Genomic DNA, 25,877 nt, shown 5'->3' with positions numbered 1-25,877 from the left:
TTGTGTTCGTTGGCGCGTGCGCTTAGCGCGGATGCGGTGGCGGACGCGCTCACGTCTATCTTCGCCATTGCTTTCAAGGCGGATCGGGCCCGTGCACGCATGGCGTTCTGCTTCGCAGCGAGCGCGGCGTGGCCTTGGCAGTCCCGCGCCGTGAATCGACATTGGCGCTTGCCTGTGGCTGCGTTGCATCGCACAATCGATCTCATCCTTTCTATCGGTGCCCGCCCATGGCCTACGCCTCGCTCGCCACTGGCGTGTTGCTCGCCGCCGGCTTCGGTTCGCGCTTCGACCCGGACGGCCTGCACAATAAACTGCTCGCGCGCATGCCGGATGGCACACCGGTCGCGCATGAATCCGCGCATCGGCTGCTGCGGGTCGTGACGCGCGTGCTGGCCGTGGTGCGGCCGGGTTCGGACGCGCTCGCGCGGCTCCTGAACGATGCCGGTTGCGACGTGGTGTTCGCGCTGGACGCCGAACGCGGCATGGGCGCGAGTCTCGCCGCCGGCGTCGAAGCCAGTGAGAGCGCCGAGAGCTGGATCGTCGCGCTCGCGGACATGCCGCGCATCGCCACCAGCACGATCGAAGACGTGGCGCGCGCGCTGGACGGCGGCGCATCGCTGGTCGCGCCGTTTTACCAGGGGCAGCGTGGACATCCGGTCGGCTTCGGCGTCGAGCATCGCGACGCGCTGCTGGCGCTCGACGGCGATACCGGCGCCAGGTCCTTGCTCATGTCGCAGCACGTGACGCGGCTGGACGTCGACGATGCGGGCATCTTGCGCGATGTGGACACGCCGGAGGATTTGCGCAACGTGTAGTCGTTGCGTGACCCTGGCCTGGCAGTCGTGACGTGACACGCTTGATCCGGACTGGTGTTCAGGCGCATACTGTACATCCATACAGTATTTTGTCCGCATGGGTTGGCGCGTTACGTTGCGCATGGCCGCGGCGCGTCCGCATGAAACGCATTTCAATCGAACCGTCTTTTGCCGCCTGGCGCCGCGCGGCGCGGGAACTGCTGCGGCAAGGCGTCGAGCCGGAGCGGATCGAGTGGGTTGAATTCGATTCAGTCGACACGGGTATCAACAGCGTCGCCGCTCCCGGCAACTCCGCCGCCCCGGTCGTCGCCACGCCCGCCATTCCTCGCGAACTGCTCGCCTGGCTGAAAACGGCGGCCTGCTTTTGCGCGCCGGACCGCTGGTCCCTGCTCTACCGCATCCTGTGGCGTTGGACACACGGCGAGCGCCACGTCCTCGATCCGCAAGACGCCGACGGCGCGCTGCTCGATCAGCGCATCCAGTCGGTCGAGCACGAAACCAATGATCTGGTGACACTCACCCTGTTCAGGCGGCGCGATCCGTCCATGGGAGCGCCGGAATTCGTCGGCTGGTACGAGCCGCATCATGATCTGCTGGCGCAGGCCGCCGAGCGCTTTGCCGAGCGCATGGGCGATTCCACCTGGATGCTGGCGACGCCGCAAGGCGCGGTTTTCTGGAACGGCATGTTGCTGCGAATCAGCCGGCTGGCAGCGGATGACGGCGAGACCTCTTGCCCCGAGCACCAGCAGCAGAATCCGCTAACCACCGAGGCGTTACCACCCGGCGCCATGGCCGGCGAAGCCACGACCAGCGAACCCACCGAGGCGCTCTGGCTCGCGTATTACGCCAGCGCCTTCAATGGAGCGCCGGCGCCCGTGCCGCTGCGTTACTGGAGAACGCCGCCTGCGGGTCCGCCGCTGCCCGCACAGCTTGCGCGCGAGCGTAGCCGTCTCGGCGCGCAGAGTCGCGCGGTCACCGTTCCGGAGATGCCTCCGCTCGAATATTCGGCGGTGACGCCACCGCTGCGCGAGCCCACCGGCCCGCTGGCTACCTGCCGGCGCTGCGCGTTGTGGCGCAACGCGAAGCAGGCCGTCGCGGGCGCCGGTCCGGCTCAGGCGGCGCTCATGGTGGTCGGCGAACAACCCGGCGAGCACGAAAACCAGCACGGCGCGCCCTTCACCGGGCCCGCCGGTCAACTGCTCGATACGGTGCTCGCGCGCGCCGGCCTCGACCGCGCGGCGCTCTATCTGACTTATGCCGTCAAGCATTACAAGTGGGAAACGCTGGAGCAGCAGCGCGTCCACCGCACGCCCGCGCGGCGCGAGGTCGAAGCTTGCCAGTACTGGCTGGAACACGAACTCACGCAAATCGCGCCGCGCGTGGTCGTCACGCTCGGCGCGACGGCGCTGAAGGCGTTGACGGGCGCGCACGTCAATCTGTCCGAATATCTGGGGCAGACTATCGACCACGGCGGGCGGCTGATCGTGCCGACGTGGCATCCGTCGTATGCGCTGAAAATGATGGACGGCCGGCTGCGCGAGGATATCGTCGCGGGCATGGTGGCGGCGTTCAGCCGCGCGGCGGGGTTGACGGCGGAAGGAGCGTAGCTTTTTTGCCTCGAATGGTGAGCCAATTCAGGAAGCCTCCGTCCCACCAGGGTGAGCCTCTACGGGAACCCTCCACTCGACCAGCGCGATCAGGCACGCGGATTGCGTACCACAAACGCGCCGCGCAAGCCGCGACGATTCCGCCTAAGCTGATGTGACGCCGCATTTTTCCAAGCACCGGCGTGACGCTCGAGCCTCGAACGGCCTCGCCAACGGCCCGCGCGTTGCGAACCCATCACACGTCCCATGAGCGAAACCAGCCCACGCCTTTTCATTGTCTCGCCCCATTTCGACGACGCCGTCTTCAGTTGCGGCGCATTGCTCGCCGCCCATCCCGACGCTGCGGTCTGCACGGTCTTCGCCGCCCCACCCGAGCAGCCGATGCATACCGAATGGGATGAAAAGTCGGGCTTCACGGACGCCCATCAGGCCATCCACGAACGCACGCTGGAAGACAACCGCGCACTCGAAGTACTCGACGCAATTCCGCTGCGCATGCCGTTTCGCGACAGCCAGTACCTGGACTCGCCCTCGATCAGCAAAATGGCGGCGGCGCTCGAGGAAACTATCTACCGCAGCACCGCCAACACGTTGCTGATGCCGCTCGGCCTGTATCACGACGATCACGTGCGAGTCTTCGAAGCCTGCTGTGAGATCCTGCCACGCCTGTCGCATCTGACCTGGTTCGGCTACGAGGAAGCGATTCACCGGCGCACGCCCGGCGTGGTGCAGGCGCGGCTCGCTGATCTCGCGCAGCGCGGCATCGTCGCGACGCCGGCCAGTCCGAGTGCCGGCCACACGATCGATGCACAGCGCCGCGCGCAACTCAAACGCGAGGCGGTCAACGCTTACCAAAGCCAGTTGCGCGCGTTCGGCGCGGGCAATTACGACGACATCTTCGCGACTGAGCGTTACTGGCAGCTCAGCGTGGGTCGTCGCGTGAAAAAGTAGGAGACGCGGCGCGCCGGAAAGGCCTACGCTTGAAGAGCACGGCCGGCGCGAGTTCGACGCCGTCGCCGCACCGGCCTCTTCTCCACTCAAAGGTGCTGCCATGAGCTACGACATGCATACCAGTCCGATTCCCGACCCCAACGCCGATCCGAATCGCGACCCGGAAGCCGATCCGCTAGTACCGCCGTCGCCCGGCCATCACACCGAGGAGCCGCAACGGCCCGATGGGCCGCCGGACAAAGACCCGGTGTGACCGCGTTGCGCGGCCAGCCACCGGACGCGCGAATCAGCGCGTCAGTTCGGTAAAGCCCTGCAACAGGCGGTCGATGTCGGCGGCGTGAATGTTGCCCATCGTCGAAATGCGGAACAGTTCGGCCGACAGACCGCCTTGCCCCGCGTAGATGACGAAGCCGCGCGCCTTCAGCGCGTCGTGCAGTTGCGGATACGCAATGCCTGCCGGCAAGCGGTACGCGCGCAGCACCACCGACGACCCTTCCGGCGGCAGCACGCTGCCGATACCGCGCTCGGCAAGACCCGCCCGCGCCTGTTCAGCCAGCGCCGCGTAGCGCGCGTGACGCGCGCGCCAGCCGCCTTCGTCGGCGAGTTCGCGCAGCGCTTCGACCAGTGCGTAGTACGCATGCACCGACGGCGTGAACGGCGTGTTGCGCTGATCCTGCAATTTCGCGAGACGGCCGAGGTCAAGGTAGTACGTGCGGCTCGCCGCCTGCGCGAGCGCCGCGCGGCGCACCAGCACGAACGACGCGCCCGGTACGCCATGCAGACATTTGTTCGCCGTGGCGGCCACCGCGTCGAGACTGGTGTCGGCGAAATCGATCGTTTCCGCGCCGAAGCTGCTCACGCCGTCCACCAGCAGACGCAGCCCCCGTGCACGGCACAACGCGCCGAGCGCGGCCAGATCGTTCAGGCGGCCCGTGGTGGTTTCGTGATGAATCACGGCGACGTGCGTGAACGCCTTATCCGCGTCGAGGCGTTCGGCGATCTTCGCGAGATCGGGCGCCTGCATCCAGTCGTGCTTCAGCGATTCATGCGCGATGCCGTATTGCGTGGCGATCTGCGAAATACGCTCGCCGTACACGCCGTTTTCCACCACGAGCAGCTTGCCGTTTTGCGGCACCAGCGCGGCGGTCATGCTTTCGACGGCCGCCGTGCCGGAGCCGGTCATCAGCACCGCTTGCCATTCGCTCGCGTCGAGACCGTACAGATCGACGAGGCGCGTGCGCGCCTCTTCCTGCAAAACGAAAAACTCGCTTTCGCGGTGGCACAGATCCGTCTGCAACAGGCTATTGCGAACGCGTTCGGTGAGCGTCACCGGGCCGGGATTGAGCAGCAGCATGAGCGCTCCTTGACTTTAAGCGGCGCCGATGTGGCGCATCAGACGCGTCTTCACATCGGGCGGAGTGATGGTGGGACGCGGCAGCCCGTCGGGTGTGCCGCGGCGAATGATGAGACGCGCGAAGCGCGGGCCGTCGAGCGGCGCCGCTTCGAACAGGGCGTCGATCACGTTCGCGTCGTCGCTTTCGACCGCCGACGCGTAACCGCACGCCGCGGCCACGCCCGCAAACGAAACCTGTGACGACACCGTCGCCTGACCGCCGGTGGAATCGTGCGCGCCGTTGTCGAGCAGCACGTGCGTGAGATTCGACGGACCGTACGCGCCGATGGTGGCGAACGCGCCCATGCGCATCAACGCGGCGCCGTCGCCGTCGAGCGCGACGACGTGCAGGTCGGGACGCGCGAGCGCAAGACCCAGCGCGAACGGCGTCACGCAACCCATCGAGCCGACCATGTACAACTGGTTAGGCCGGTCGTCGATCGCGTAGAGTTCGCGCCCGCAAAAGCCGGTCGACGCGAGCACCACCGTCGAGTCGAGCGGTGTGTGCGCGATCACCTTGTTCAGCGCGTCGTGACGCGAAGCCAGTTCGCTCGCCGCCACGTTCGTGAACTGCGATTGCGGCGCGACGGGTGCGCGGCGCTCGGTCGCGCCGTTGTCTTTCAACTCGTACGGCGCCACGCTGCCCTTCTGCATGACGAGCGCGTACGGGCGGCCGGTTTCATCCATATGCGCGATGGCGCGATCGAGAGCCGGGCCGATTGCGTCGGCTTCCGTCGGGAAGGTTTCCCAGGGGATCTCCATCGTCTCCAGCATCGCGGGTGTGACGGGACCCATCAGCGCGTGCTGCGGTTCGTCAGCGACACCGGGCTGGCCGCGCCACGTGACGATCAGCAATTGCGGCAGACGGAAGGTCCACGTGAGCGAGGTCAACGGGCTCACGGCATTGCCGAGCCCGGAGTTCTGCATCATGGTGATGCCGCGCCGGCCGTTTTGCGCGCCGAGCGTGACGCCCGCGATCAACGCGACGGCGTCGCCTTCATTGGCCGCCGACACGTAATGCAGCGACTCGTCCTGCAACACGTAGTTGATGAACGGCGTCAGATACGAGCACGGCACGCCCGCATACCAGTCGAAGCCGCGTTCACGCGCCGCCTCGACGAACTGTGCTGCCTCGATCATTGCGCGGCTCCGCTCGCTGCGTCCGCCGCGCCTTTGCCCGCACGGCCGACCGCGGCCGCGAACGGCGCTTGTGCATGCGCGAAGTCGCCCGCACGGCGGAAGTCCTCGAGGTCGTTCACGCCGCGCCAGTGGCCGTGCACGTATTGCACTTCGATCGACTCGCCTGCTTCGATCAGCGCGTTCAGCAACGCGGGCATGTCAAGCGACGCGAAATCCGGGCGCGCCTGCAATTGGCTCATGACCGCCTGCAAACGCTCACGGCCTTCACCGCGCACGTTCAGCAAACCGACCCAACGGCCATGCGGCGTTTGCGACGCGATGGCCGACGTGGCGTCCTGCCCGCTCGACACGTGACGCAGCACGACCTTGTTGCCGAACAAACCGCGGTCGTCGGCCGCCGAGCACCACGCGAAATCGCGCACGCTGGCGTTTTCCGCGTCGGTCAGCGACGAATCGACTACCACGCTGAACGCCGCTTCGCTCTCCACGAGATCGCGCAGGATATAGCTGCGGAACAGCAGATCGCCGTACGAGACCACCGTGTCGCCGGCCAGCTTGTCGATCGCGCAGGCGAGCGACGCGAGTTCGCCGGTTTGCGCATGCTGTTCGTTGACGACGAGCTTGATGCCGGCCGTGTCGATCGCATCGGCGCGATAACCGCCGACCACGGTGATGTCGTTCACGCCCTGCTTCTTGAACGCATCGACGAGCCAGCGCAAGAGCGGCTTGCCGGCAATCGGCAGCATCACTTTCGGACGGTCTTCGGTGACGGCTTCGAGGCCCTTGCCGCGGCTCGCCGCGAGCACGACCGCGGAACCGGCCGCACGGCCGCTCGACAGGTAGCGGTCTTCGGCTTCCGAGTATTCGTCGGCGTCCTGGAGGCGGAAGATTTCGTTGACGGCGGCAATGCTGTCTTCCACGTTGACGAGCGTTTCGCTCGCGTGGATTTCCTTGGCAACGGCCTGCATCGCCGAGGTCGCCGCGCGGATCAGATGGTTCGCCCAGATCACCGTGCTGATGCCGGCTTCGCGGAAGACCTCGGTCGGCGTGCTGTAGTACTTGGTCGGCACGATCACGAGCGGACCGCGGCCGGCCCATTCGCGCGCGAATTCGAGAATTTCGTCGGGACGCGAGAGCTTGCTGTGAATCAGGATCGCATCCGCGCCGGCCTGGCGATAGGCTTCCGCGCGACGCAGCGCCTCGTCCATGCCCCAGCCGGCGATCAACGCTTCAACACGCGCGACGATCGAAAAATTCTCATCGGACTGCGAGTCTTTACCGGCTTTGATCTTGCCGCAGAACTCGTCCATATCGGCGAGCGGTTGCGCTTCGCCGTTGATGAAGCTGTTGGTCTTGGGGAATTGCTTGTCTTCGATACACACGCCGGCAATGCCGCGCTGTTCGAGTTTGCGCACGAGGCGGCGCACGTTGTTGAAGTTGCCGTAGCCGGTATCGCCGTCGAGCAGGATCGGCAGATCGCTGGCGTCGGCCATGAATTCGAGCGTGTCGACGACTTGCGTCCAGCTTGCTTCATTGTTGTCGCGCACGCCGTACTGCGCGGAGATCGCGAGGCCCGAGCCCCAGATCGCCTTGAAGCCGGCTTCGCGGACGATCCGCGCGGACAGGCCGTTATGGGCCTCCATCATGAATTCGAGTTCGTTGCTGACGAGCATCTGGCGCAGGCGCGCGCTGCGGGAAGCGGAAACGAAAGCGGGTTCGCGGGCGTTCATTTTATGTACTCCTGGTGGCGGGCTTATTGGTGCTCTTCTTTTGCCCGACTGACGACTGGAAAATGGCGACTATAGCGGAATTTTTATTTATTCGTCTTTTTCGTGGCAGCGGTTATCTCCATTTGCGGATAAGTGGAAAAATGTGTCGTTTTTTGCGATTCACTAATGCGCGCGGTGGCTTGGATTTTATTGGCGTTTTGTGGAATCCTGACGCAATCACATGGCGGCGCTTTGATGGGCGGTGCGTCCCTTCGTTTTGGTCGTCAACAGTTGTGGCGATGTTGAGGTTTTAATATTCGTTCTTTAATTACGGAAAGCCTTAATTATTAATGCGGATTCATCAACACCGACATTTTTAATTGGCAATAGCGAGAAAGCCTGATTGAACAAGCAAAAAATGAATAAATCCACTTACCGAAACATAAAAAATGCCGTTCCAACGGTAAAAGGTCTCTTTAGTCAGACGAATAGAAATGTTTAACAGCGGGTTTCCCCTGCCCTGCGGACCCCATGCCGCCGCGCCGTAAACACAGTCAGCGACAAGCCACTCGCCACAAGCGAATCCAATCCCTGACCGACCACTGTGCGAAAGCAAAAACCGCTATGACTTTGAACAGAAAACTGGCCTCGATGATCGCCGTCCTCTGGATCGGCCTGATCCTGATCGGCGGCTTCGGCGCATGGCAAAACCGTGCCTCGATGATCTCGGACCGCCGCGATCAGCTGAAATCGCTGATCGACCAGGCCAACCACATCGTCGGCCGTTACTACACGCTCGCGCAGCAGCACACCATTACCGAAGACGAAGCGAAGAAGCAGGCGCTGGAAAGCCTCGCGGCCATGCGCTACGGCAAAGACGGCTACATCTCCGTCAACGATTCGCAGCCCGCCATGCTGATGCATCCGATCAAACCGGAAATGGTCGGCAAGAATCTCGCGCAGTTCACCGATCCGGCGGGCAACCATCTGTTCGTCGATATCGTCAACGCGGGCAATCGCGAGGGCGGCGGCTTTGTCGACTACCTGTGGTCCAAGCCGGGGAGCGACAAACCGGTCGCCAAAACCAGCTACTCGATTCACTTCGCGCCGTGGGACTGGTATCTCGTCACCGGCATGTATATGGACGACGTGCAAAGCGCGTTCTACGCCAATCTGCTGCGCTGGCTCGTCATCACCGTCACGCTCGGCGCGATCGCCACCGCCGTCATGCTGCTGGTGCTGCGCAGCATTCGCCGCACGCTCGGCGGCGATCTCGAAGTGGCCGTGGAACACGCGCAGCTGATGGCGCGCGGCAATCTCGCCACGCGCGTGCCGGTTCAGTCGGACTACACCGGCAGCCTGCTGCATGCGCTCCAGACGATGCAGGCCGGTCTCGTCGAGACGGTGTCGCGCGTGCGTCTCGGCACTGAGAACATCAATATCGGCGCGACCGAAATCGCCGCCGGCAACACGGATCTCTCGCAACGCACGGAAGAACAGGCGGCCGCGCTCGTCGAAACGGCGTCGAGCATGGATCAGATGACGGTCAACGTGAAGCAGAACGCGGACAGCGCGCTGCAGGCCGCGCACCTCGCCGGCCAGGCCGCAGATGTCGCCACGCGCGGCAGCCGCGTGGTCGACGACGTGGTCCGCACGATGGGCGAGATCACCGCCAGCTCGCGGCAGATCGGCGACATCATCGGCGTGATCGACGGCATCGCCTTCCAGACCAACATTCTCGCGCTCAACGCGGCGGTCGAAGCGGCCCGCGCGGGCGAACAGGGTCGCGGTTTCGCGGTGGTCGCGGCCGAAGTGCGCAGCCTCGCGCAACGTTCGGCCACGGCGGCGAAGGAAATCAAGGCCTTGATCGAAACCTCGACGAATACGGTGGAAGCCGGCGCGTCGCTGGTCGCCAACGCCGGTTCGACGATGGGCGAAATCGTGCAGTCGGTGCGTCGCGTGAACGAGATTCTCGAAGAGATCAGCAACGCCTCGCGTGAACAGAGCGCGGGCATCGAGCAGGTCAATCGCGCGGTCGGCGAAATGGATCAGGTCACGCAGCAGAACGCGGCACTGGTCGAAGAGGCGGCCGCCGCGGCACATTCGCTGAAGGACCAGGTGGGTGTGTTGCGCGAAGCGATTTCGAGCTTCGCGCTGCCGGCCTGAGCGTTTTCAGACCGGCCGAAACCGGAGCAAGCAGCACACAAAAAAGAAGGCGCTCAACAGGCAGGGAGCGCCTCTTTAACACGCCGCGTCGGAGTCGACGCATTAATCGAACGAAAGAGCCGCGCGGATTTTTTAAGTCCGCGCGGTTTTTTTTACGCCCGCGCGCGCCTCGGTCCACCTTGGACCACCTCTGGCGCACCTGGTGTCGCCTTGCTCAGCAAACGCTTACCACGCGCCAAACTGCAACCAGGTTAAGCCGAATTTGGCATCGCCGAATTTTGCTTAAGGCATTTTCATGCTAACGGCACGCTTACGATAATGGCCGCTTTTTTAACGCCCGCCGCGCAGATGCGCTCCACGTCGGAGCCGTCCGCGAGCGCCGTTCATCGAGGCTCGCCGTCATGCTGCTCCATCTCCTCTACCTGCTCGCGATCGTCGCGGAAGCCATGTCCGGCGCGCTCATGGGCATGCGCCGCGGCATGGATCGCTTCGGTCTGTGCCTCGTCGGCACCGTCACCGCGCTCGGCGGCGGCACGGTGCGCGACGTCCTGCTCGGTCACTATCCCCTTGCGTGGATCTCGCATCCAGATTACGTTCTCATTACAATCGGGGCGGCGTCGGTTGCCGCGGCGTGCGCGAAGTGGCTGCGCAACTGGCAGAGGCTCTTCGTCACGGTTGACGCGATCGGCCTGATCGCCTTCACGGTGATCGGCTGCGACGTGGCCGCGACGCTGGACGTAAGCCCCGCCCTTGTCGTGCTGGCCGGCGCGATCACCGGCGTGTGCGGCGGCATGTTGCGCGACGTGCTGTGCAACCAGATGCCGCTGGTGTTGCGTCAGGAGTTGTACGCCAGCATCGCCCTCGGCGCCGGCGCCGTGTATGTGGCCTTGCAAGCCTGCGGCGTGGCGCCGGGGCCGGCGTCGGTCGTGGTGCTCGCAGGCGGTTTCGCGGTGCGCATGCTGGCCGTGCGATTCCGCTGGCAACTCAAGGTATTCACCGCCGCCGATTCGGGCGGCGCAAGTTAATCGAGCTGTTCGTTATCCGCACCCAATGATCCAGAAGAAGAAATCGCAGCCGCACGACCCCTACGCGCCCGTCGCGAAGAACCAGTTGCTGGCCGCGCGCCTGCCGATGTGGCGTTCGAAATTCATCGTCCTGCTGGTGTTCGGCGCGTTCGCCTCGCTCGCGGGGCGCGCGTTCTGGGTGCAGGTGGTGAACCAGGACTTCTACGTCGACCAAGGGCAAAAGCGCTATCAGCGCACCATCGAACTCGACGCGACGCGCGGGCGGATCGTCGATCGCAATGGCTCGATGCTCGCCGTCAGCCTCGCGACTTACGAGATCTGGGCTTCGCCCAAACTGATCGACGAAGCCGCGATCGCGCCGCTCTCGATGCTGCTCGATCTGCCGCTGGCGGAACTGCGCCGGCGTCTGAACGGCGACAAGACCTTCGTCCTGCTCAAGCGCCAGGTGGACGCCGAGACCGCCGGGCATCTGTCCAAGCTTGGCCTCGCGGGCATCACGCAGATCGCCGATTCGAAGCGCTTTTATCCTGAAGGCGAATCGGCGGCGCACGTGGTCGGCTTCACGGATATCGAGGACAACGGCCAGGAAGGCGTCGAACTCGCGGCCAACGAGCAACTGCTCGGCGTGCCCGGTCAGCGCGAAGTGATCCGCGACCGTCTGGGCCGCGTGGTGTCCGAGACCCGGCCGCTCGTGCCCGCGCAGAACGGCGAGACCATCCACCTGACGATCGACCGGCGGATTCAGCAGCTCGCCTATGCGCAACTGAAGGACGCGATTGCCAAACATCACGCCGAAGCCGGCAGCGTGGTGGTGCTCGACGCGCGCAATGGCGAGATTCTGGCGCTCGCCAACTACCCGAGCTTCGATCCGAATGACCGCGCCCGCCTGACCGGCCGCCAGTTGCGCAATCGCGCGGTGGTCGACACCTTCGAGCCAGGTTCGACGATCAAGCCGGTGGTCGTCGCGCTCTCGATCGACGAGGGCAAGGTGCGGCCGCAAAGTGTCATCGATACCGCGCCTGGCTGGTACAAGATCGGGCCGGCCGTCATCCACGACACCTCGAATCATGGCGTGATGACCGTCGCCGAAGCCGTGCAGAAGTCGAGCAATATCGCGCTCGCCAAGCTCGCGCTGAATCTGCCGGCCGAGAAGATCTGGAGCAAGTATCAGGAATACGGGCTCGGCCTGCGGCCCGAGCTGACGTTTCCGGGCGTGGCGTCGGGCAAGGTGCGTCCGTACAAACGCTGGCGGCCGATCGAACAGGCGACCATGGCGTACGGCTACGGGCTGTCCACGTCGCTACTGCAGATGGCGCAGGTGTACACGGCCTATGCCGGCGACGGCACGATGCCTCGCGTGAGTCTGTTGCGCAATGGAGCGGGCGCGGCCGCGCAATCCGACGGCAAGGGCCAGGCGGTTACGACGCCGACCACCGCACGCGCCATCCGCTCAATGCTGGAAATGGCGACCGGCGTGGGCGGCACAGGACGAGCGGCGACAGTGGAAGGCTACCGGATTGGCGGCAAGACCGGCACGGCGCGCAAACAGGTCGGCGCGACCTACGCGAAAAACCGCTACCGCGCGTTGTTCGTCGGCATGGCGCCGATGAGCGACCCGCGCCTGATCGTCGCCGTGATGATCGACGACCCGGCGGGCAAGGCGTTTTATGGTGGGACGGTGGCCGGTCCGGTGTTCAGTGGTGTGACGGGCGGAGCGCTGCAGTTGCTGGGTGTGCCGCCGGATGCGCCGGGCACTTGAGCGCTCTAAGCGGCATGCGCGCCGAGCAGCCGGTCACGCAAGTTCGATGCGAGCTTCAGCGGCTCACATCAACGAGCCATCTGCTCGCCGCCCGCATTCACCAGCGCCTCGATGCGATTGCGGCCGTTGCGTTTGGCCTGATACATCGCGCGATCGGCTTCTTCCATCATCGCGCCGCCTAGTTTGGCCGCCTCGGTCGGCGTGCCGCTGATCGTGCGCGCCGCCACACCGATCGACACCGTCAAGGCGATGCGCTCGCCATGATCGTCCTGCAAAGCGAGTCGCTCGACCGCGAGGCGCACACGCTCGGCGACCGTGAGCGCATCCGCGCGGTCGCCCTGTAGCAGCGCGGCGAATTCTTCGCCGCCATAACGCGCCACGGTATCGCCCAGGCGCACCTGTTGCCGCACGCAAGCCGCCACCGCCGCCAACGCGCGGTCGCCGGTCTGATGGCCGTAGGTGTCGTTGATCCGTTTGAAGCTGTCGATATCGATGAACAGACACGCCACCGGCACGCAATAGCGAACGGCGCGCATGATCTCCTCGCGCAGCCGCTCGTCGAAATAGCGGCGATTGGCGAGGCCCGTCAACGAATCGGTCATGCCCAGTTGTTTGAGCCGCTCGCGATGCGCCACGTTGTCGAGACTCGCTGTCACGATGCTCGCGAAGCGCTCCAGAATGTCGGTGGCCATGCCTTGGCCGAAACGCGCCGGGTCGTCGCTGCCGAGACAGAGATAGCCGCTGACGGTGTCGCCCGCGGCAAGCGGCAACAGGATCGCGCTTGCCGGTGCTTCGGTGTCGCCGAAGAACGCGCGTCGCGCCGCGTCATCCATGTCGTGCGGCTTACCGAGCCACGGCCGGCCCTCCTCGCACAGACCTTGTGCGGCAAGACCGCCTTCGCGCGAGGTGCGCAGCTTCGACTGATCGAGTGCGCGCAAGGCGACCGGTTCGAGCAGCTCGCGCAGCATCGGCGCGCGGTCGTCGAGCCAGAGCGTCACGCCCGTCAGCGAAAATTCCCGCGGCAACTGGGTGAACAGCGTGTCGAGAAACGATGCGAAGTCCTGAGCGCCGATCAAACGCAACTCGACGTTCTGGAAGCGCCGCAGCGTGCGCTCGTTGTGCTGCACGGTATCGACGAGCGAACGAAGGCGCTCGGAAAGCGGCGTTTGGGCGAGGTTCGTCACTTTATAGGTGCGGGCCCGAAGGCGAAGCGGGGTTGGCGGCCCCCAATCGCTGTAATAACGGCGGATTTCGCGAGGTCTTGAGGGCCCGATCGCGGCGACCACGCTTTTTCACGCGATCCGCTTTTGCGCCTTCTTAAGTCTGGCTTAATTCTTTGCTGTAACCATGAGGCACAACATCCCCTGTTGAAGCCGCCAGAACATCGGCGGCGCTTTTTCCCCGGGGTGTCGACGACGCGCCAGAAGATGGGCTGCAGGCCCGCGAAGAAGGAGTCAAACCATGGTTGAAGACACGGTATTCGAGCATCTGCGCACCATGCCCGGCAACGAATGGGTCAGCCAGATTCACTCATGCAAGGTCTCGGACCCGCTGCAGCATCCTTGGGGGCGCTCATACCGGCTCGTCGAATGGACCATGAAGCACACGCCCGAATCGAGCCGCCGGGTGGTGCCCGCCGAGAGTACGCCGCTTGAAATCGCTCAGGCTGTCGTCTCGCACGTGCCGGGCCGGCGTTTTTGTCAGGACGGCAACGAATAACACGCTTGCGCGCCGATCGCGCGCCGCGCATTCGTCACGCTAGCCGCGCGTGGCGAGCGATGCGCAGTAGTCCAACGCATCGTCCAGCCGGTCGTTGCCCCAGAACATTTCATCGCCGACAAAGAACGTCGGCGCGCCGAAAATCCCTCGGGCCACGGCTGCCGCGGTCTGTTCACGCAAGCGCAGTTTGTTCGCGTCGCTTTGCGCTTCGGCGATGATCTCCCGCGCCGGCAAACCCAGTTCATCGAGCGCTTCGCTCACCACCTCCATCGAACCGATATCGCGGTCATGCGCGAAGTTCAATTGCATGATCTTGCGGCAATAGGCGGCAATCCATTCGCGATCCGCGCCGAGCAGCGCCACGCGCATTGCAAGAAGCGCCGCGCGCGGGAACGTGGTGGGACGCATCAGGGCGATGCCGTATTTGCGGCATTGCCGTTCCATGTCCTTCCACACATATGCGCCCTTCTCCTTCTGCAGCACGAACGGCGAATTGTCGAAACCGAGGTCGCGAAAGACCGGCCCCAGCAAGAACGGAAGCCAGAGAATCCGCACGCCTCGCGCCGCAGCCTCAGCTTCGATGCGCATGACGCTGAGGTAGCTGTAGTTGCTGCCGAAGTCGAACCAGAACTCGATCTCCGGTGCATGCGTAGGCACGCGCGTTGCTGCCTCGTTCATCTTTCCCTCCAGTCATACGTAGCCGGACAGCGCCTAGGTCTTGCAAAGCTTAACAGTCGTGCCGCGCGCTTATCCCTATGATGGCCCTTCACACCGCTACGTCAGATGCTCATAACATGAACTATCCCTACGACATTCTCACCGCCGCGTGTCTTTTCATCATCGTGGTGTCCACGTCCATCATGCTCGCGCTGTCCTGAGCTATTCACGCCCTCTCCCGCGGAGCCGGTAAACCCGCGAACGCGCTCTACGCGTCTCCGTAAAAAGACGGGATATACTGTACATATATACAGTACTTTTTCGTCTGAGCAATGCGCCTTCCACCCTTCGAACCTCCCACGCTCGCCGAGCTGCGCGCCTGGTGGCGCACGCGCGACGAGCAGGCCGTCCAGCGGCTCATCCTCGAAATCCAGCGGCAGCGGCTTACGCTGCTGGAACTGCGCAACCTGATCGACTGCGGCGTTCAGCAGGCGCGCACCGCGGACCGCACGCTGGTCGAACGCGGCGAACCGTTGATGACGCTGCGCATCAGGATTGCGCAAGAAGTGCTGCGTGTCGGCGACATCGACGATACGCGGCAGATGAGCCGCGCCGAGCAGGAAAGGCTCGCGGTCCGCACGGAAGGTCAGATGGAGTACGCGCGCGAAGGCCGTCTCAGGCGCCAGCGCCGCAATATCTAGCGGGAATGCGGCCTCGCTGCCTCTGTGACGAAGCGAGGCCGCGCGGATCGATCAACGCGTTTGCGTGGCCACGCGCAGGCCGAGCGAAATAAACAGCACGCCGATGATCTTGTTCTGCCAGCGCGTCAGCCACGTCAGACGCTTGACGAATTTGCCCAGCGGACGAATCGTCAACACGATCAGCGTCGTGTAAAGCGCGCTCATGCCGACAAAGATGAGGCCCAGCGTGGTGAACTGCAGAAACGTGGAACCGTGTTCGGGACGAACGAACTGCGGCAGAAACGCGAGGAAAAACAGTGCGGTCTTGGGATTCAGCACTTCGGCGGGAATGGCCTGAAAGAAGGCTTTCGAGGCCGACACCGGGGCGACGGTCGGCATATGCGCGCTCGCCTGCTTCTCGCGCAACGCGCGAATGCCCAGATAAACGAGGTAGGCCGCGCCGACGAACTTGACCGCGTTGAAGGCCAGCGCCGAGGTCATCAGTAGCGCCGAGAGGCCGACCGACGCGCCCAGCGTATGAATGAAATCGCCAACCGCAATGCCGAGGCCGGTGAGAATGCCGGCCTTGCGGCCGCCATGCACGGTGCGCGTCAACACCAGCAGCACCGCCGGACCCGGAATCAGAAAGAGCCCGAGTACAACGGCTACGAAAGTCCCTAACGTGGATAGGTCAAGCATGTCGTCTCCTTTGACGCGCTGGTTCCGGCGGACAGCCGCGCGTGTTTAGCGGAAGATTGTAGACGAACGGGCGATTTCTGACTGGCGCGCGCCGTGCGTGCCGTCCGGCGCATCGCCATGACTTACGCGATAAACGCGCGGCGAGTGGGCCGGCACAACGCACGCCGCAAACCCGCCGCGCAAGCCGTGCATGGCCGTCTCGGAGATTGTCCATTAGCGAGCCGTCGATCCGTTACCATGGCGGGCGTAAGACCGCGCGCGGTCAGCGTTTCCATTCACCGAAGTCTTTGCCTTGCCCACTTACACCCTGCCCGCGCCGTTGAGCGCGGAACTCGAGATTCGCAAGAGCCGATTCATTGCGTACGCGCTACCGGTCGCCGACCGCGACGCCGCGATGGCCGAATTGCGGCGCCTGCGCGACGAGCATCCTGCCGCGACGCATGTCTGCTGGGCGCTGCTGGCAGGTGGCCAGTCCGGCATGTCCGACGACGGCGAGCCCTCCGGCACTGCGGGCCGGCCGATTCTCGAAGTGTTGCGGCATCACGATCTGGACGGCGTGCTGGCCGCCGTCGTGCGTTATTACGGCGGCGTGAAGCTCGGCGCCGGCGGCCTCGTGCGCGCATACACCGATGCGATCGCTTCGGCGCTGCTGGATGCGCCGCGCGTCGAGCGGATTGCACAGGTTTCGCTGATCGTCGAGGTGAGTTACGCCGACGAGGCGAAAGTGCGCCGATGGATCGATGCCGAAGGCTATGCGCTCGTGGACAGCGCCTACGCGATGCTGGTGAAAATGACGATCCGTTTGCCCATCAACGCGGTCGATGATGCCCAGCGAGCGTTGGTGGATATGACTCAAGGAAAAGCCGGGTTCTTCTGACGGCTTGACGTGTTTCTTCCTTGCGAGAGGCAGAGCGCTCCCTGAATAAGAGATGCGCGAGTCCGGGCCGCTGTTACCATGTCGTTTATTCCCCGGCTTGATTCAATCTAAAAGGGCAACTCCTCTGACCTCGACCGCCGCTTTTTCCAGCACAGCGACTGAGTCGCCGCATCGGAGCGCGTCTCTGCCGCAGTCGCTCAATTCCACGCGTTCACCTTTGACATCGACCGTGCTCAAGGGATGCGGGACGATCGCGCTGCCGTTGATGCTCTCCGCCTGCTCGTGGTCTTGGTTCGGCCTGAATAGCTCGCCGCGCGCGGTAGCGCATCCGACCGGCTGGCTCAGCGTGGCCCCTGCCCGTGACTTCGCCTATATGCCCGCTCGCAGCGGACAAGTGTCGCCGAACCGCATTGAAAACACGGCGATGACGGGCATCGTGCTCAAGGACGATATCAATGAAACCGTGCGCAACGGCATTGTGACCAGTCTACGGATCGCCGGCTTTCATCTCGACGCAGGCGAGCGCGTTCTCAGCGGCAGCATCGAGAAATTCACTGTGGACGACACACGCTCGCCGGCGTTGTGGACGCTGAAAATGCGTTATGTGGTGACCGACGCCGCGACCCAGAAGGTCGTGTATTCGACCACCAAGACGGTCAAGCAAAAGTCGCCCAAGTTCACCAGCAGCACCATTGCTATTGAAGATACCGTCAAGTTGAGCGTCGACGCTTTGATCGGCGATCCGGGGTTTGTCAAAGCGGTGAATTAAGCGCATCGTCGACATCGGGTCGGCCGGGTTCGCTACAATTTGCAATAGCGTGCCGCGCTCCGTGGCAACCGCGTTCTTCGTGCGAGCCGTCATGTCCATCACCGCCTGGCTGTTCTTCCTGCCTGCCTGCTTTGCGATCAATCTCGCGCCTGGGCCTAATAATCTACTGTCGATCAATGTAGCGGCGCGTCACGGTTTCATGACCGCGTTCGTCGGCGGCATGGGGCGCCTGGTCGCCTTCGCCGTGATGCTCGTGCTTGCCGCAACCGGTCTTGCGGTTGTGTTGCACGCCTCGGAGTGGTTCTTTCTCGCGATCAAACTGGCCGGCGCGGCTTATCTGATCTGGTTGGCCATTCAGCTCTGGCGGAGCGATGCGCCTACGATCGACACGACGCAGCAGGAAGAGGCGTCGCTTGGGCGGGTCGCGCGAAGGGAGTTTCTCGTGGCCGCCGGCAATCCGAAGGCTATTCTCGTGTTTACCGCGTTCTTGCCGCAGTTTGTTGATATTGCGAAGCCAATGTTGCCGCAGTTTGCGGTGCTCGGGGCGAGCTTTCTCGTGCTGGAGTGGTTTGCTATTGCGTTGTATTCGTGGGCCGGGATGTATCTTGGGAAGTGGCTGGTGCGTGCCAGGGTAAGGCGGTGGTTTAATCGCTGCTGTGGGGGATTTCTGGCGGCGATTGGGGTGGGGTTTTTGATGGTGAGGCGGGGGTGAGGGAGTTGGACATTGAGCACTCGGCGCGGCCAATCACGCCGTTTCGCTCGAGCGCATCGCACAGGACGCAGATGATGCGACAGAACCCAAACGTGCCGTGAAGCCGCCATACGTACGAGCCAGGATCGTATGTCCCGCAACAAGGAAGCTGGTTTGAAGCGCACGTGCCGCAACCGCCTCAACACCACCCGCCCCTTAAACGATTCGTTGCGACAGTTTGTATGTTTTTCGCTTGAACGAACGATACCCGGTCGGTGTCGTCGCAAGGAGAGTGCGGAAGTGTTTGGAAAGGCGTCCGCCGCTGCCGATTCCGCATCGGCGGGCATCCTCCGCAAATAAATAGAGCCACGCCAATGTGTTTAACAGGGCTAATTTGTGGCAACACGTGCGACCGCCATTCGCCGGTATTTTGAACAGTTGAAAAGTTATCCACACGGGCGCCACACACAAGAACACGACGGGATAGCTCACATCAACCTTTGACTTTCTGGCGCCACTCTCAACATTCTGTTTGCGATGTCGCCTGCATGCGTAACTTCTCAAAGAAGTCGCATTCTGCGCCCACGTAAATTTCCTAGGCTTAAGAGATTTCCCAATCAATTGCGGCATTCGTCCGCTTCCCGCCTTGCTTTCCGGTTCAGTACAGTTTCCTTCCCGCGTTCTCTGGCGTCGCGTCATCCATAACCCATCCCTAATGCATTCGTCGACAAACTTTAACTATCTGCAATCGTCCCGCCCCCGTATGCTCGAACAATGACCCGCAAACCGTGCACGGCGAGATACGGCATCGGGCAAGCGACTTTTCATCATCAGAGGAGCGGCATCATGAAGATCTGTGTCTTCGGAGCGGGAGCGATCGGCGGCTTGATGGGTGTGCAACTTGCACGCGCCGGTGCGGATGTGAGTTTCGTCGCGCGCGGTCCGCATCTCGCGGCAATGCGCGAGCACGGCGCGCGTCTGATCATGGACGGCGAGACGTTCAGCGCGCCTGTGCGCTGCACGTCCGATCCGCGCGAGCTCGGCGTGCAGGACTTCGTGATCATTACGCTAAAGGCACATTCGCTGCCCGGCGTAGTCGATGCAATGCAGCCGCTGCTCGGCAAGCACACGGCCATCGTCACGGGCGTCAACGGCATTCCGTACTGGTACTTCTATCAGCACGGCGGCCGATTCGCCGGCACGCGTCTCGCCAGCGTCGACCCGGACGGCAGCCAATGGACGAAGCTCGGGCCCGAACGGGCGATCGGCTGCGTGCTGTACCCCGCCGCCGAAATCGTCGAACCGGGCGTGATCAAACACGTGTATGGCAAGAAATTCCCGATCGGCGAGCCGAGCGGAGAACGCACGCCGCGCATTCAGCAATTGCACGAGATCATGCAGGCGGCAGGTTTCGAGGCGCCGATTCGCGACAATATCCGCGACGAAATCTGGCTGAAACTATGGGGCAACCTGTGCTTCAACCCGATCAGCGCATTGACGCATGCCACGCTCGACGTGCTCACCAGTGACCCCGGCACGCGCGCGGTATCGCGCACGATGATGCTCGAAGCCAAGCGCATTGCGGATCAATTCGGCGTGCACTTTCGCGTCGACGTGGAAAAGCGTATCGATGGCGCGGGCGCGGTCGGCGCGCACAAGACCTCGACGCTGGTCGACCTGGAGAATCGTCGGCCGATGGAGATCGATCCGCTGCTGACGGTCGTGCAGGAAATGGGCCGCCTCGTCGCGGAGCCCACGCCGACTATCGATGTCGTGCTGGCGCTCATTAAACTGCGTGAACGGATGGCATTGCAGGGGGCTTGAGGCTCAAAAGAGAGAGCGATCAGAAACTCGCTCTCTCTCGCATATCGTCAAACGCAAACAAGAAAGGATCGAACGCCGCGCGCGTTCGATCCTTTTTTAACGCTACTGATCGATAGCGAGCCACACCGCCTTGGGTTCAGTGAAGTTCTCAATCGCAACGTCGCCGTGTTCGCGGCCAAATCCCGAGTCGCCCGATCCTCCCCACGGCAGGCGCACATCGGTGTAGCCGTATGTGTTGATCCACACGGTCCCCGCCTTCAGATCGCGCGCAACCCGATGCACCCGGCCGATGTCCGCACTCCACACGCCCGCCGCGAGGCTATACAACGTGCCATTGGCAATCCTTATCGCGTCGGCTTCGTCGTTGAAACGAATCACGCTCGCCACTGGCCCGAAGATCTCCTCCTGCGAAATGCGCATTTCATGCTCGACGTTGGCAAACACAGTCGGCTCGACAAAGAAGCCGCGCTCGCCCACCCGCGCGCCGCCGGCTACGAGCGACGCCCCTTCGGCGCGGCCCGTTTCGACATAGCCCAGCACGGTCTTCATCTGCGCCGCGGAGATGAGCGGCCCCATCGACGTTTCGCGCGACGACGGATCGCCGACCTTGATCGACTTCGCACGCGCGGCAAGACGCTCGACCACTTCGTCGTACACGTCGCGATGGGCGAGAATGCGCGAACCCGCCGAACACACCTGGCCGGTATTGAAGAAGATCCCCGACGCCGCGGCGCGCACCGCGTTGTCGAGATTGGCATCCGGGAAAATCAGGTTGGCCGACTTGCCGCCGAGTTCCAGCGTAACGCGTTTGAAATTGCTGGCCGCGCCTTGCAGAATGCCGCGCCCCACGGAGGGCGAGCCCGTGAACGTCACCTTGTCGACGCCGGGATGCGCGACCAGCGCATCGCCGACCACACGTCCCTTGCCGGTGACGATATTCAGCACGCCCGGCGGCACACCCGCTTCGAGTGCGAGTTCGCCGATGCGCAGCGCGGTCAGCGGCGTGATCTCCGCGGGCTTGACGATCAGCGTGCAACCGCACGCGAGCGCCGGCGCGATCTTCCACATGCCGATCATCAGCGGGAAATTCCACGGCACGATCGCGGCGACTACGCCCACGGGTTCACGCAGCGTGTAGGTCAATGCATCGGGGCGCACCGGCACGACCTGACCGTTGATCTTGTCGCACCAGCCTGCGTAGTATTCGAGCGTATCGATCGCGGCCGGGATGTCCTGGCGCATCACCGCCGCGATCGGCTTGCCGGCGTCGAGGCTTTCGAGCGCGGCGAGTTCCTCGAGATTCGCGCGCATCAGGCCTGCGAGACGCATCAGAATGCGGGCCCGCTCAGCCGTCCGTATGCCGTTCCATACCTTCAATGCGGCGCGCGCCGCGCGCACGGCGGCATCCACGTCGGCGGCGCTGCCTTGCGCAACCAGCGCGATCGGCTCTTCGGTGGCGGGGTTGATATCGACGGAATACTCGCCGGTGCCGGGCGGCAAACGCTTGCCGTCAATCAGCAAATCATGGCGCCTGAGGTCGGTTTCAGTTTCCATCATGAAGCTCCTTGCTTGGATGTTGCGTGGGCTGAGTGCTTGCGAGCCGGTTCGGGTAAACGACGCTAGGGCTCGTGGAGGACGGCGCCGTCGCGCGCAACGGTCGGCTTCGCGTCTATCTGCGAAGCGGACGGTGACACGCCGGTGGCATGTGAAGTCGCGGAGAACTGTGCCCAGGCCGCCGCGGCGTTGGGTCGGAGGGAACGGTTGCGGCGATGCACGAGCAGTGTCGCCAGATTCATCGCGGGCGCGAGCGGCCGGCTGACCAATGATGCGCCTATTGCGGGCCAATGCGTGTCGATGGGCAATATGCCGATGCCGAGCCCCAGTTCGACCATGCGCAGCACCGCCGCGACATGTCCGAGTTCCTGCACCGGCCGTCGTTTAACGCCGTTCGTGTTGAAGGCGAGTTCGAGCGCGGCGCGCACACCCGTGTCGGCGTTCAGCGTGACGAGCGCCCATTCGTGCAACTCGCTCCATGCAACGCTCGCGTGGCGGGCAAGCGGATGGGCAGGTGGCATCACCGCATGGAGCGGCGTCGTGAAAACCAGTTGCGCGTGCAACAGGTCGCCGGCAAGCGGCTCGGCCATCGAAACCACGCCGAAGTCCACCTCGCCTTGTTCCACGCTGGTTAGCACACTGCTTTGCGGCTGATCCCTGACGGACACGGCGAGCTCAGGAAAAGCCGCCGCGCAGTGCGCGAGTCCCTGCGCCACCCAACTCGACGACAACACGGGATTGCTGGCCAATACCACTACGCCAGTGTGCCCGTCGTAAGCGGCCCGCTCTTCCCGCAGCGTCAGTTCGATTTCATCGAGCAGCCGGCCGATCCTTCGCTCGAGGCTCGCGCCCGCATGAGTCAGTTCGACCTGGCGCGTGGTACGGTCGAACAGCTTCAATTCGACGGCTTCTTCGAGTTCACGCACGCAACGGCTCACCGCCGATTGCGTCAGATCGAACTCACGCGCCGCGCGCGTAAAACTCCGCTCACGCGCAACGGCGACAAACACCTTGAGTTGCTGCAACGAAACATTCATAACGTCACTGCCGGGTGTGGGCCATTTATGCTATTCCCCTGTCTGCTCAGGCCAGCGGCTCAACCGCGACGCCTTGCCGTTGCCGGCAACGGCAAGCACACCCTGCGGCTCATCGTGCGATTCGATCCAACGCGAGCGCATCGGTGCGAGTATGAATTTCGCCGAGATGCCCGCGGCGATCGTCACGACGGCGGAAACGATGAAGACAAGATTCCAGCCGCCCGTCGCCGACAGTACCGAGGCGATCGGCACCAGCAGCGAAGCCGTGCCCTTGGCGGTGTACAACGTCCCTGCGTTGGCCGCGGCATATTTGCTGCCGAAGGTATCGGCACAGATCGCCGGGAAGATCGAGAAGATTTCGCCCCAGAACAGGAAGATCAACGCGGCGAACGTCATGAACGCATACGGGTTGGTGCCGTACTCCATCAAGCCGAGCAGCGCCAGGCCCTCGCCGATGAAGATCACGAACATCGTGTTTTCACGGCCGAGCTTGTCGGAGATAAAGCCGCACAGCGGACGCGTAAAACCGTTACAGACGTTGTCGATGGACAGCGTGGCGGTCAGGAGCGGCAAGGTCATGCCGAAGATCGTCATCGGGATGCGTGCGAGGCCCCAGTCTTTGGCGATCGGACCGATCTGCGCGGTCGCCATCAAGCCGCCCGCGGCCACCGCGACGAACGAGACGTAGATCACCCAGAACACTGGCGTCTTGATCATCTGACCGGGCGTGAAGTCGACCTTCGAGACGGCGAACTTCCTCTTCGGTGCGGCTTGCTGGCGCACGGTCGGCTTCTTCAACAACAGCGCGAGCGCCAGAATGCATCCACCTTGCAGAATGCCGAAGAAGAAGAACGTGTGCTCATAGCCCGAACGCGTGATCATATTGGCGATCGGAATCACCGTCACCGCTGCGCCCGCGCCGAAGCCCGCAGCCGTGAGACCCGCGGCAAGTCCGCGGCGGTCGGGAAACCATTTCAACGCATTGCCCACGCACGTGCCGTACACGCCACCCGCACCAATCCCGGCGATGACCGCGGAGACGTACAGCATCGGCAAGGTCGTGATATACGAATTCATCACCCAGGCAATGCCCGCGCAAATGGCGCCGCCCGCGACCACGGGTCGGGGTCCGAACCTGTCGACGAGCCAGCCTTCGAGCGGCACGAGCCACGTTTCAGTGAGAATGAAAATAGCGAACGCAAGTTGAATGGATGCTTCGCCCCAGTGATGCCGCGCGTTCATCGGCGTGACGAACAGCGTCCAGGCGTATTGAAGATTGGCCACCAGGGCCATACACACCATGCCGATGACGAGTTGCCACCAACGGTTCGCCCAAAACGCGCGGGTCGTAGTCTGCTGACTGATATCGTCCATGTGCCTTGTCTCCACTATTTATTTGGTGCAGCCGGCCAACGTCCCGAAGGAAATCCCCTCGGGAGACGCCGTGCTGTATGCGTCCCACCTTATGGTTTTGACCCGAAAAGCCGTGCTCTTCGGGAATATTTGATATTTGCGTCTTTAATTCGCTGCTTTAAAAATAGATCGGCTTAAATCATCGCTTTCTGGGAAGCGCTTTATTCCGATCAATTAATGCTTTTTTACACTGCGAGACGCCGGCCGCCTCGTCCAACAGGCCTCAAATCCAAGCGTTAACCCCGAGTTTTTCGCCCACTCCGCTGGCGGCAATTCCTCTTTCTTATACAGAGCCATGCTAGGGTCATTGCTGAATTACTAATAATTAAAGTTTGTTATTATGTTGATTCACATTTGCTTATACATCGGTCATGACGATGCGGAATGCGACTCTGCGGCAACTGAAGGTTTTCGAAACGGTGGCGCGCCACCTGAGCTTCTCGCGCGCCGCCGAGGAATTGCACCTCACACAGCCTGCCGTCTCCACCCAGGTCCGGCAACTCGAAGAACACGCCGGGCTGCCGTTGTTCGAACAACTCGGTAAAAAAATCTATCTGACGCCGGCCGGCACCGAAATGCTTCACTACAGCCGCGCGATCATCCAGCAGTTCCACGAAGTCGACGAAGCGATGAGTCAGCTCAAAGGCGTCTCCGGCGGCAAGCTGAATGTCGCGGTGATCAGCGCCGGCGACTACTTCTTTCCGCGGCTGCTCGCTGAATTCACGCGCCGCTACTCGGGCGTCGTGCTCAACCTCGCCGTGCACAATCGCGAGGAACTGCTGCATCAGCTCGCCACCAACCAGACCGACCTCGCGGTGATGGTGCGCCCGCCGCACGAGACCGACGCGACCAATGAGCCGTTCGCGCCGCACCCGTATGTGATCGTGGCGGCGCCCACGCATCCGCTTGCAAACAAGCGCAACATCAAGTTCAGCCAGTTGGCGAGCGAAGCGTTTATCGTGCGGGAGCGCGGCTCGGACACGTGGAATTCGATGGAAGAAGGCTTCGCCGGGCGTCTTGCCAACCTCAAGATCGCCATGGAGATCAAGAGCACCGAGACGATCAAGCAGGCCGTGATCGCGGGCATGGGCATCGCCTTCCTGTCCGCGCATACCATCAGCCTCGAATTGCAGCTCGGCCATCTGGTCGTGCTCGACGTCGAGAGCTTTCCGGTCATGCTGAACTGGTACGTGGTGCATCGCAAGAACAAGCGGCTGCCGCCGGTTGCGGTTGCCTTCAAACGCTTCCTGATGGAAGAAGGCGCGAATCTGATCGAGAAGATCACGCGCGTCAAGGAATTGAGCGTGTATAAGCAGTAGGCTATGGAGACCCAATGAAACTTTAACTATTGCAAATTCGTCAGGACTTCTATGCTGCAAGCGAGTTCCATCA

24 protein-coding genes and 1 pseudogene are annotated in these 25,877 nt (G+C 63.1%); 15 read left to right on the top strand and 10 right to left on the bottom strand.

Translation table 11 applies throughout. The annotated features are described in order from the left end of the window. The first annotated feature begins 227 nt into the window (after positions 1 to 227). From P0D96_RS18085 to P0D96_RS18070, 4 genes are all read left to right on the top strand, one after another. On the top strand, positions 228 to 815 hold the full coding sequence (locus tag P0D96_RS18085; RefSeq protein ID WP_408314624.1) for a nucleotidyltransferase family protein: 588 nt from the start codon (positions 228 to 230) through the stop codon (positions 813 to 815). A gap of 140 nt (positions 816 to 955) precedes the next feature. After that, a complete protein-coding gene (locus P0D96_RS18080) occupies positions 956 to 2,422 on the top strand; it encodes a UdgX family uracil-DNA binding protein (protein ID WP_408314622.1) in 1,467 nt (488 codons plus the stop codon). A 246-nt stretch (positions 2,423 to 2,668) separates the two neighbouring features. Next, positions 2,669 to 3,373: a PIG-L deacetylase family protein gene (locus P0D96_RS18075; protein ID WP_132382126.1), complete on the top strand. Its 705-nt coding sequence runs from the start codon at positions 2,669 to 2,671 to the stop codon at positions 3,371 to 3,373. A 100-nt stretch (positions 3,374 to 3,473) separates the two neighbouring features. Next, complete coding sequence (locus P0D96_RS18070; RefSeq protein ID WP_165614491.1) at positions 3,474 to 3,626, top strand: hypothetical protein; 153 nt, start codon at positions 3,474 to 3,476, stop codon at positions 3,624 to 3,626. A 33-nt stretch (positions 3,627 to 3,659) separates the two neighbouring features. Here P0D96_RS18070 and P0D96_RS18065 read toward each other — a convergent pair whose 3' ends face one another. From P0D96_RS18065 to aepX, 3 genes are read right to left on the bottom strand one after another with little or no spacing between them, the layout of a single operon-like run. Then, positions 3,660 to 4,727, bottom strand: coding sequence for a 2-aminoethylphosphonate aminotransferase (locus tag P0D96_RS18065; RefSeq protein WP_408314620.1), 1,068 nt, complete (start codon positions 4,725 to 4,727; stop codon positions 3,660 to 3,662). 15 nt (positions 4,728 to 4,742) lie between these two features. Then, complete coding sequence (aepY, locus tag P0D96_RS18060; RefSeq protein WP_408314618.1) at positions 4,743 to 5,906, bottom strand: phosphonopyruvate decarboxylase; 1,164 nt, start codon at positions 5,904 to 5,906, stop codon at positions 4,743 to 4,745. Next, complete coding sequence (gene aepX / locus P0D96_RS18055) at positions 5,903 to 7,636, bottom strand: phosphoenolpyruvate mutase (protein WP_408176954.1); 1,734 nt, start codon at positions 7,634 to 7,636, stop codon at positions 5,903 to 5,905. Before aepX ends, aepY begins: the two co-directional genes overlap by 4 nt. Positions 7,637 to 8,239: 603 nt before the next feature. On the opposite strand from aepX, the gene P0D96_RS18050 reads away from it, so the two are divergent. From P0D96_RS18050 to P0D96_RS18040, 3 genes are all read left to right on the top strand, one after another. Next, positions 8,240 to 9,781, top strand: a complete 1,542-nt coding sequence (locus P0D96_RS18050) for a methyl-accepting chemotaxis protein (protein ID WP_408314617.1) — start codon at positions 8,240 to 8,242, stop codon at positions 9,779 to 9,781. 401 nt (positions 9,782 to 10,182) lie between these two features. Continuing rightward, complete coding sequence (locus P0D96_RS18045) at positions 10,183 to 10,806, top strand: trimeric intracellular cation channel family protein (protein ID WP_408281906.1); 624 nt, start codon at positions 10,183 to 10,185, stop codon at positions 10,804 to 10,806. Between the two features lie 25 nt (positions 10,807 to 10,831). Beyond that, a complete protein-coding gene (locus tag P0D96_RS18040) occupies positions 10,832 to 12,565 on the top strand; it encodes a peptidoglycan D,D-transpeptidase FtsI family protein (protein WP_408314615.1) in 1,734 nt (577 codons plus the stop codon). Positions 12,566 to 12,633: 68 nt separating this feature from the next. Here the strand turns inward: P0D96_RS18040 and P0D96_RS18035 are convergent, their stop codons facing one another. Beyond that, the gene (locus P0D96_RS18035; protein ID WP_408281910.1) at positions 12,634 to 13,749 is read right to left on the bottom strand and encodes a GGDEF domain-containing protein; all 1,116 of its coding nucleotides are present in this window, start codon (positions 13,747 to 13,749) and stop codon (positions 12,634 to 12,636) included. Positions 13,750 to 14,026: 277 nt separating this feature from the next. Here P0D96_RS18035 and P0D96_RS18030 point away from each other — a divergent pair, with 277 nt between their 5' ends. Continuing rightward, positions 14,027 to 14,284 carry a DUF2866 domain-containing protein gene (locus P0D96_RS18030; RefSeq protein WP_132382110.1) on the top strand — a complete coding sequence of 86 codons (258 nt, stop codon included), beginning with the start codon at positions 14,027 to 14,029 and terminating at the stop codon, positions 14,282 to 14,284. 39 nt (positions 14,285 to 14,323) lie between these two features. Here the strand turns inward: P0D96_RS18030 and P0D96_RS18025 are convergent, their stop codons facing one another. Further along, positions 14,324 to 14,962 (bottom strand): 2-hydroxychromene-2-carboxylate isomerase, encoded by a 639-nt coding sequence (locus P0D96_RS18025; protein ID WP_408314613.1) that lies wholly within the window; start codon positions 14,960 to 14,962, stop codon positions 14,324 to 14,326. A 77-nt stretch (positions 14,963 to 15,039) separates the two neighbouring features. On the opposite strand from P0D96_RS18025, the gene P0D96_RS18020 reads away from it, so the two are divergent. Next, positions 15,040 to 15,162: a hypothetical protein gene (locus P0D96_RS18020; RefSeq protein WP_279388643.1), complete on the top strand. Its 123-nt coding sequence runs from the start codon at positions 15,040 to 15,042 to the stop codon at positions 15,160 to 15,162. A gap of 111 nt (positions 15,163 to 15,273) precedes the next feature. After that, complete coding sequence (locus tag P0D96_RS18015; protein WP_408281913.1) at positions 15,274 to 15,642, top strand: hypothetical protein; 369 nt, start codon at positions 15,274 to 15,276, stop codon at positions 15,640 to 15,642. Positions 15,643 to 15,693: 51 nt separating this feature from the next. Here P0D96_RS18015 and P0D96_RS18010 read toward each other — a convergent pair whose 3' ends face one another. After that, positions 15,694 to 16,320: a LysE family translocator gene (locus P0D96_RS18010; protein ID WP_132382104.1), complete on the bottom strand. Its 627-nt coding sequence runs from the start codon at positions 16,318 to 16,320 to the stop codon at positions 15,694 to 15,696. Between the two features lie 292 nt (positions 16,321 to 16,612). On the opposite strand from P0D96_RS18010, the gene P0D96_RS18005 reads away from it, so the two are divergent. The 3 genes from P0D96_RS18005 to P0D96_RS17995 all read left to right on the top strand — a co-directional run bounded on the left by P0D96_RS18005 (position 16,613) and on the right by P0D96_RS17995 (position 18,678). Continuing rightward, entirely contained in the window at positions 16,613 to 17,197 is a 585-nt protein-coding gene (locus P0D96_RS18005; RefSeq protein WP_132382102.1) for an IMPACT family protein, read from the top strand. 229 nt (positions 17,198 to 17,426) lie between these two features. After that, on the top strand, positions 17,427 to 17,966 hold the full coding sequence (locus tag P0D96_RS18000; protein WP_408314787.1) for a hypothetical protein: 540 nt from the start codon (positions 17,427 to 17,429) through the stop codon (positions 17,964 to 17,966). Positions 17,967 to 18,057: 91 nt separating this feature from the next. Further along, entirely contained in the window at positions 18,058 to 18,678 is a 621-nt protein-coding gene (locus P0D96_RS17995; RefSeq protein ID WP_408281915.1) for a LysE family translocator, read from the top strand. 195 nt (positions 18,679 to 18,873) lie between these two features. Here P0D96_RS17995 and P0D96_RS17990 read toward each other — a convergent pair. Then, positions 18,874 to 19,002, bottom strand: a pseudogene (locus P0D96_RS17990) (AraC family transcriptional regulator); the annotation flags it as partial. Positions 19,003 to 19,503: 501 nt separating this feature from the next. Between P0D96_RS17990 and P0D96_RS17985 the strand changes: the two are divergent. Beyond that, on the top strand, positions 19,504 to 20,481 hold the full coding sequence (locus P0D96_RS17985; protein WP_408176946.1) for a 2-dehydropantoate 2-reductase: 978 nt from the start codon (positions 19,504 to 19,506) through the stop codon (positions 20,479 to 20,481). 102 nt (positions 20,482 to 20,583) lie between these two features. Here the strand turns inward: P0D96_RS17985 and P0D96_RS17980 are convergent, their stop codons facing one another. The 3 genes from P0D96_RS17980 to oxlT all read right to left on the bottom strand — a co-directional run bounded on the left by P0D96_RS17980 (position 20,584) and on the right by oxlT (position 24,446). Then, positions 20,584 to 22,035: an aldehyde dehydrogenase family protein gene (locus P0D96_RS17980; protein ID WP_408176945.1), complete on the bottom strand. Its 1,452-nt coding sequence runs from the start codon at positions 22,033 to 22,035 to the stop codon at positions 20,584 to 20,586. 65 nt (positions 22,036 to 22,100) lie between these two features. Next, positions 22,101 to 23,072 (bottom strand): LysR family transcriptional regulator, encoded by a 972-nt coding sequence (locus tag P0D96_RS17975; RefSeq protein WP_408281919.1) that lies wholly within the window; start codon positions 23,070 to 23,072, stop codon positions 22,101 to 22,103. A gap of 30 nt (positions 23,073 to 23,102) precedes the next feature. Next, entirely contained in the window at positions 23,103 to 24,446 is a 1,344-nt protein-coding gene (oxlT, locus tag P0D96_RS17970) for an oxalate/formate MFS antiporter (RefSeq protein ID WP_408281922.1), read from the bottom strand. A 410-nt stretch (positions 24,447 to 24,856) separates the two neighbouring features. Here oxlT and P0D96_RS17965 point away from each other — a divergent pair, with 410 nt between their 5' ends. Next, positions 24,857 to 25,804, top strand: a complete 948-nt coding sequence (locus P0D96_RS17965; protein WP_132382092.1) for a LysR family transcriptional regulator — start codon at positions 24,857 to 24,859, stop codon at positions 25,802 to 25,804. Positions 25,805 to 25,877: the final 73 nt, after the last annotated feature.

Origin of the sequence: Paraburkholderia sp. RL17-347-BIC-D (assembly GCF_046027915.1) — a bacterium.
GTDB lineage: Bacteria > Pseudomonadota > Gammaproteobacteria > Burkholderiales > Burkholderiaceae > Paraburkholderia.
This window is presented reverse-complemented; position numbering and strand designations above follow the sequence as displayed.

Excerpts from the sequence above, each read along its gene's own strand:
- P0D96_RS18085 (WP_408314624.1), top strand. The coding sequence starts at position 228 with ATGGCCTACGCCTCGCTCGCCACTGGCGTGTTGCTCGCCGCCGGCTTC.
- P0D96_RS18080 (WP_408314622.1), top strand. The coding sequence starts at position 956 with ATGAAACGCATTTCAATCGAACCGTCTTTTGCCGCCTGGCGCCGCGCG.
- P0D96_RS18075 (WP_132382126.1), top strand. The coding sequence starts at position 2,669 with ATGAGCGAAACCAGCCCACGCCTTTTCATTGTCTCGCCCCATTTCGAC.
- P0D96_RS18070 (WP_165614491.1), top strand. The coding sequence starts at position 3,474 with ATGAGCTACGACATGCATACCAGTCCGATTCCCGACCCCAACGCCGAT.
- P0D96_RS18065 (WP_408314620.1), bottom strand. The coding sequence starts at position 4,727 with ATGCTGCTGCTCAATCCCGGCCCGGTGACGCTCACCGAACGCGTTCGC.
- aepY (WP_408314618.1), bottom strand. The coding sequence starts at position 5,906 with ATGATCGAGGCAGCACAGTTCGTCGAGGCGGCGCGTGAACGCGGCTTC.
- aepX (WP_408176954.1), bottom strand. The coding sequence starts at position 7,636 with ATGAACGCCCGCGAACCCGCTTTCGTTTCCGCTTCCCGCAGCGCGCGC.
- P0D96_RS18050 (WP_408314617.1), top strand. The coding sequence starts at position 8,240 with ATGACTTTGAACAGAAAACTGGCCTCGATGATCGCCGTCCTCTGGATC.
- P0D96_RS18045 (WP_408281906.1), top strand. The coding sequence starts at position 10,183 with ATGCTGCTCCATCTCCTCTACCTGCTCGCGATCGTCGCGGAAGCCATG.
- P0D96_RS18040 (WP_408314615.1), top strand. The coding sequence starts at position 10,832 with ATGATCCAGAAGAAGAAATCGCAGCCGCACGACCCCTACGCGCCCGTC.
- P0D96_RS18030 (WP_132382110.1), top strand. The coding sequence starts at position 14,027 with ATGGTTGAAGACACGGTATTCGAGCATCTGCGCACCATGCCCGGCAAC.
- P0D96_RS18025 (WP_408314613.1), bottom strand. The coding sequence starts at position 14,962 with ATGAACGAGGCAGCAACGCGCGTGCCTACGCATGCACCGGAGATCGAG.
- P0D96_RS18020 (WP_279388643.1), top strand. The coding sequence starts at position 15,040 with ATGATGGCCCTTCACACCGCTACGTCAGATGCTCATAACATGAACTAT.
- P0D96_RS18015 (WP_408281913.1), top strand. The coding sequence starts at position 15,274 with ATGCGCCTTCCACCCTTCGAACCTCCCACGCTCGCCGAGCTGCGCGCC.
- P0D96_RS18010 (WP_132382104.1), bottom strand. The coding sequence starts at position 16,320 with ATGCTTGACCTATCCACGTTAGGGACTTTCGTAGCCGTTGTACTCGGG.
- P0D96_RS17995 (WP_408281915.1), top strand. The coding sequence starts at position 18,058 with ATGTCCATCACCGCCTGGCTGTTCTTCCTGCCTGCCTGCTTTGCGATC.
- P0D96_RS17985 (WP_408176946.1), top strand. The coding sequence starts at position 19,504 with ATGAAGATCTGTGTCTTCGGAGCGGGAGCGATCGGCGGCTTGATGGGT.
- P0D96_RS17980 (WP_408176945.1), bottom strand. The coding sequence starts at position 22,035 with ATGGAAACTGAAACCGACCTCAGGCGCCATGATTTGCTGATTGACGGC.
- P0D96_RS17975 (WP_408281919.1), bottom strand. The coding sequence starts at position 23,072 with ATGAATGTTTCGTTGCAGCAACTCAAGGTGTTTGTCGCCGTTGCGCGT.
- oxlT (WP_408281922.1), bottom strand. The coding sequence starts at position 24,446 with ATGGACGATATCAGTCAGCAGACTACGACCCGCGCGTTTTGGGCGAAC.
- P0D96_RS17965 (WP_132382092.1), top strand. The coding sequence starts at position 24,857 with ATGACGATGCGGAATGCGACTCTGCGGCAACTGAAGGTTTTCGAAACG.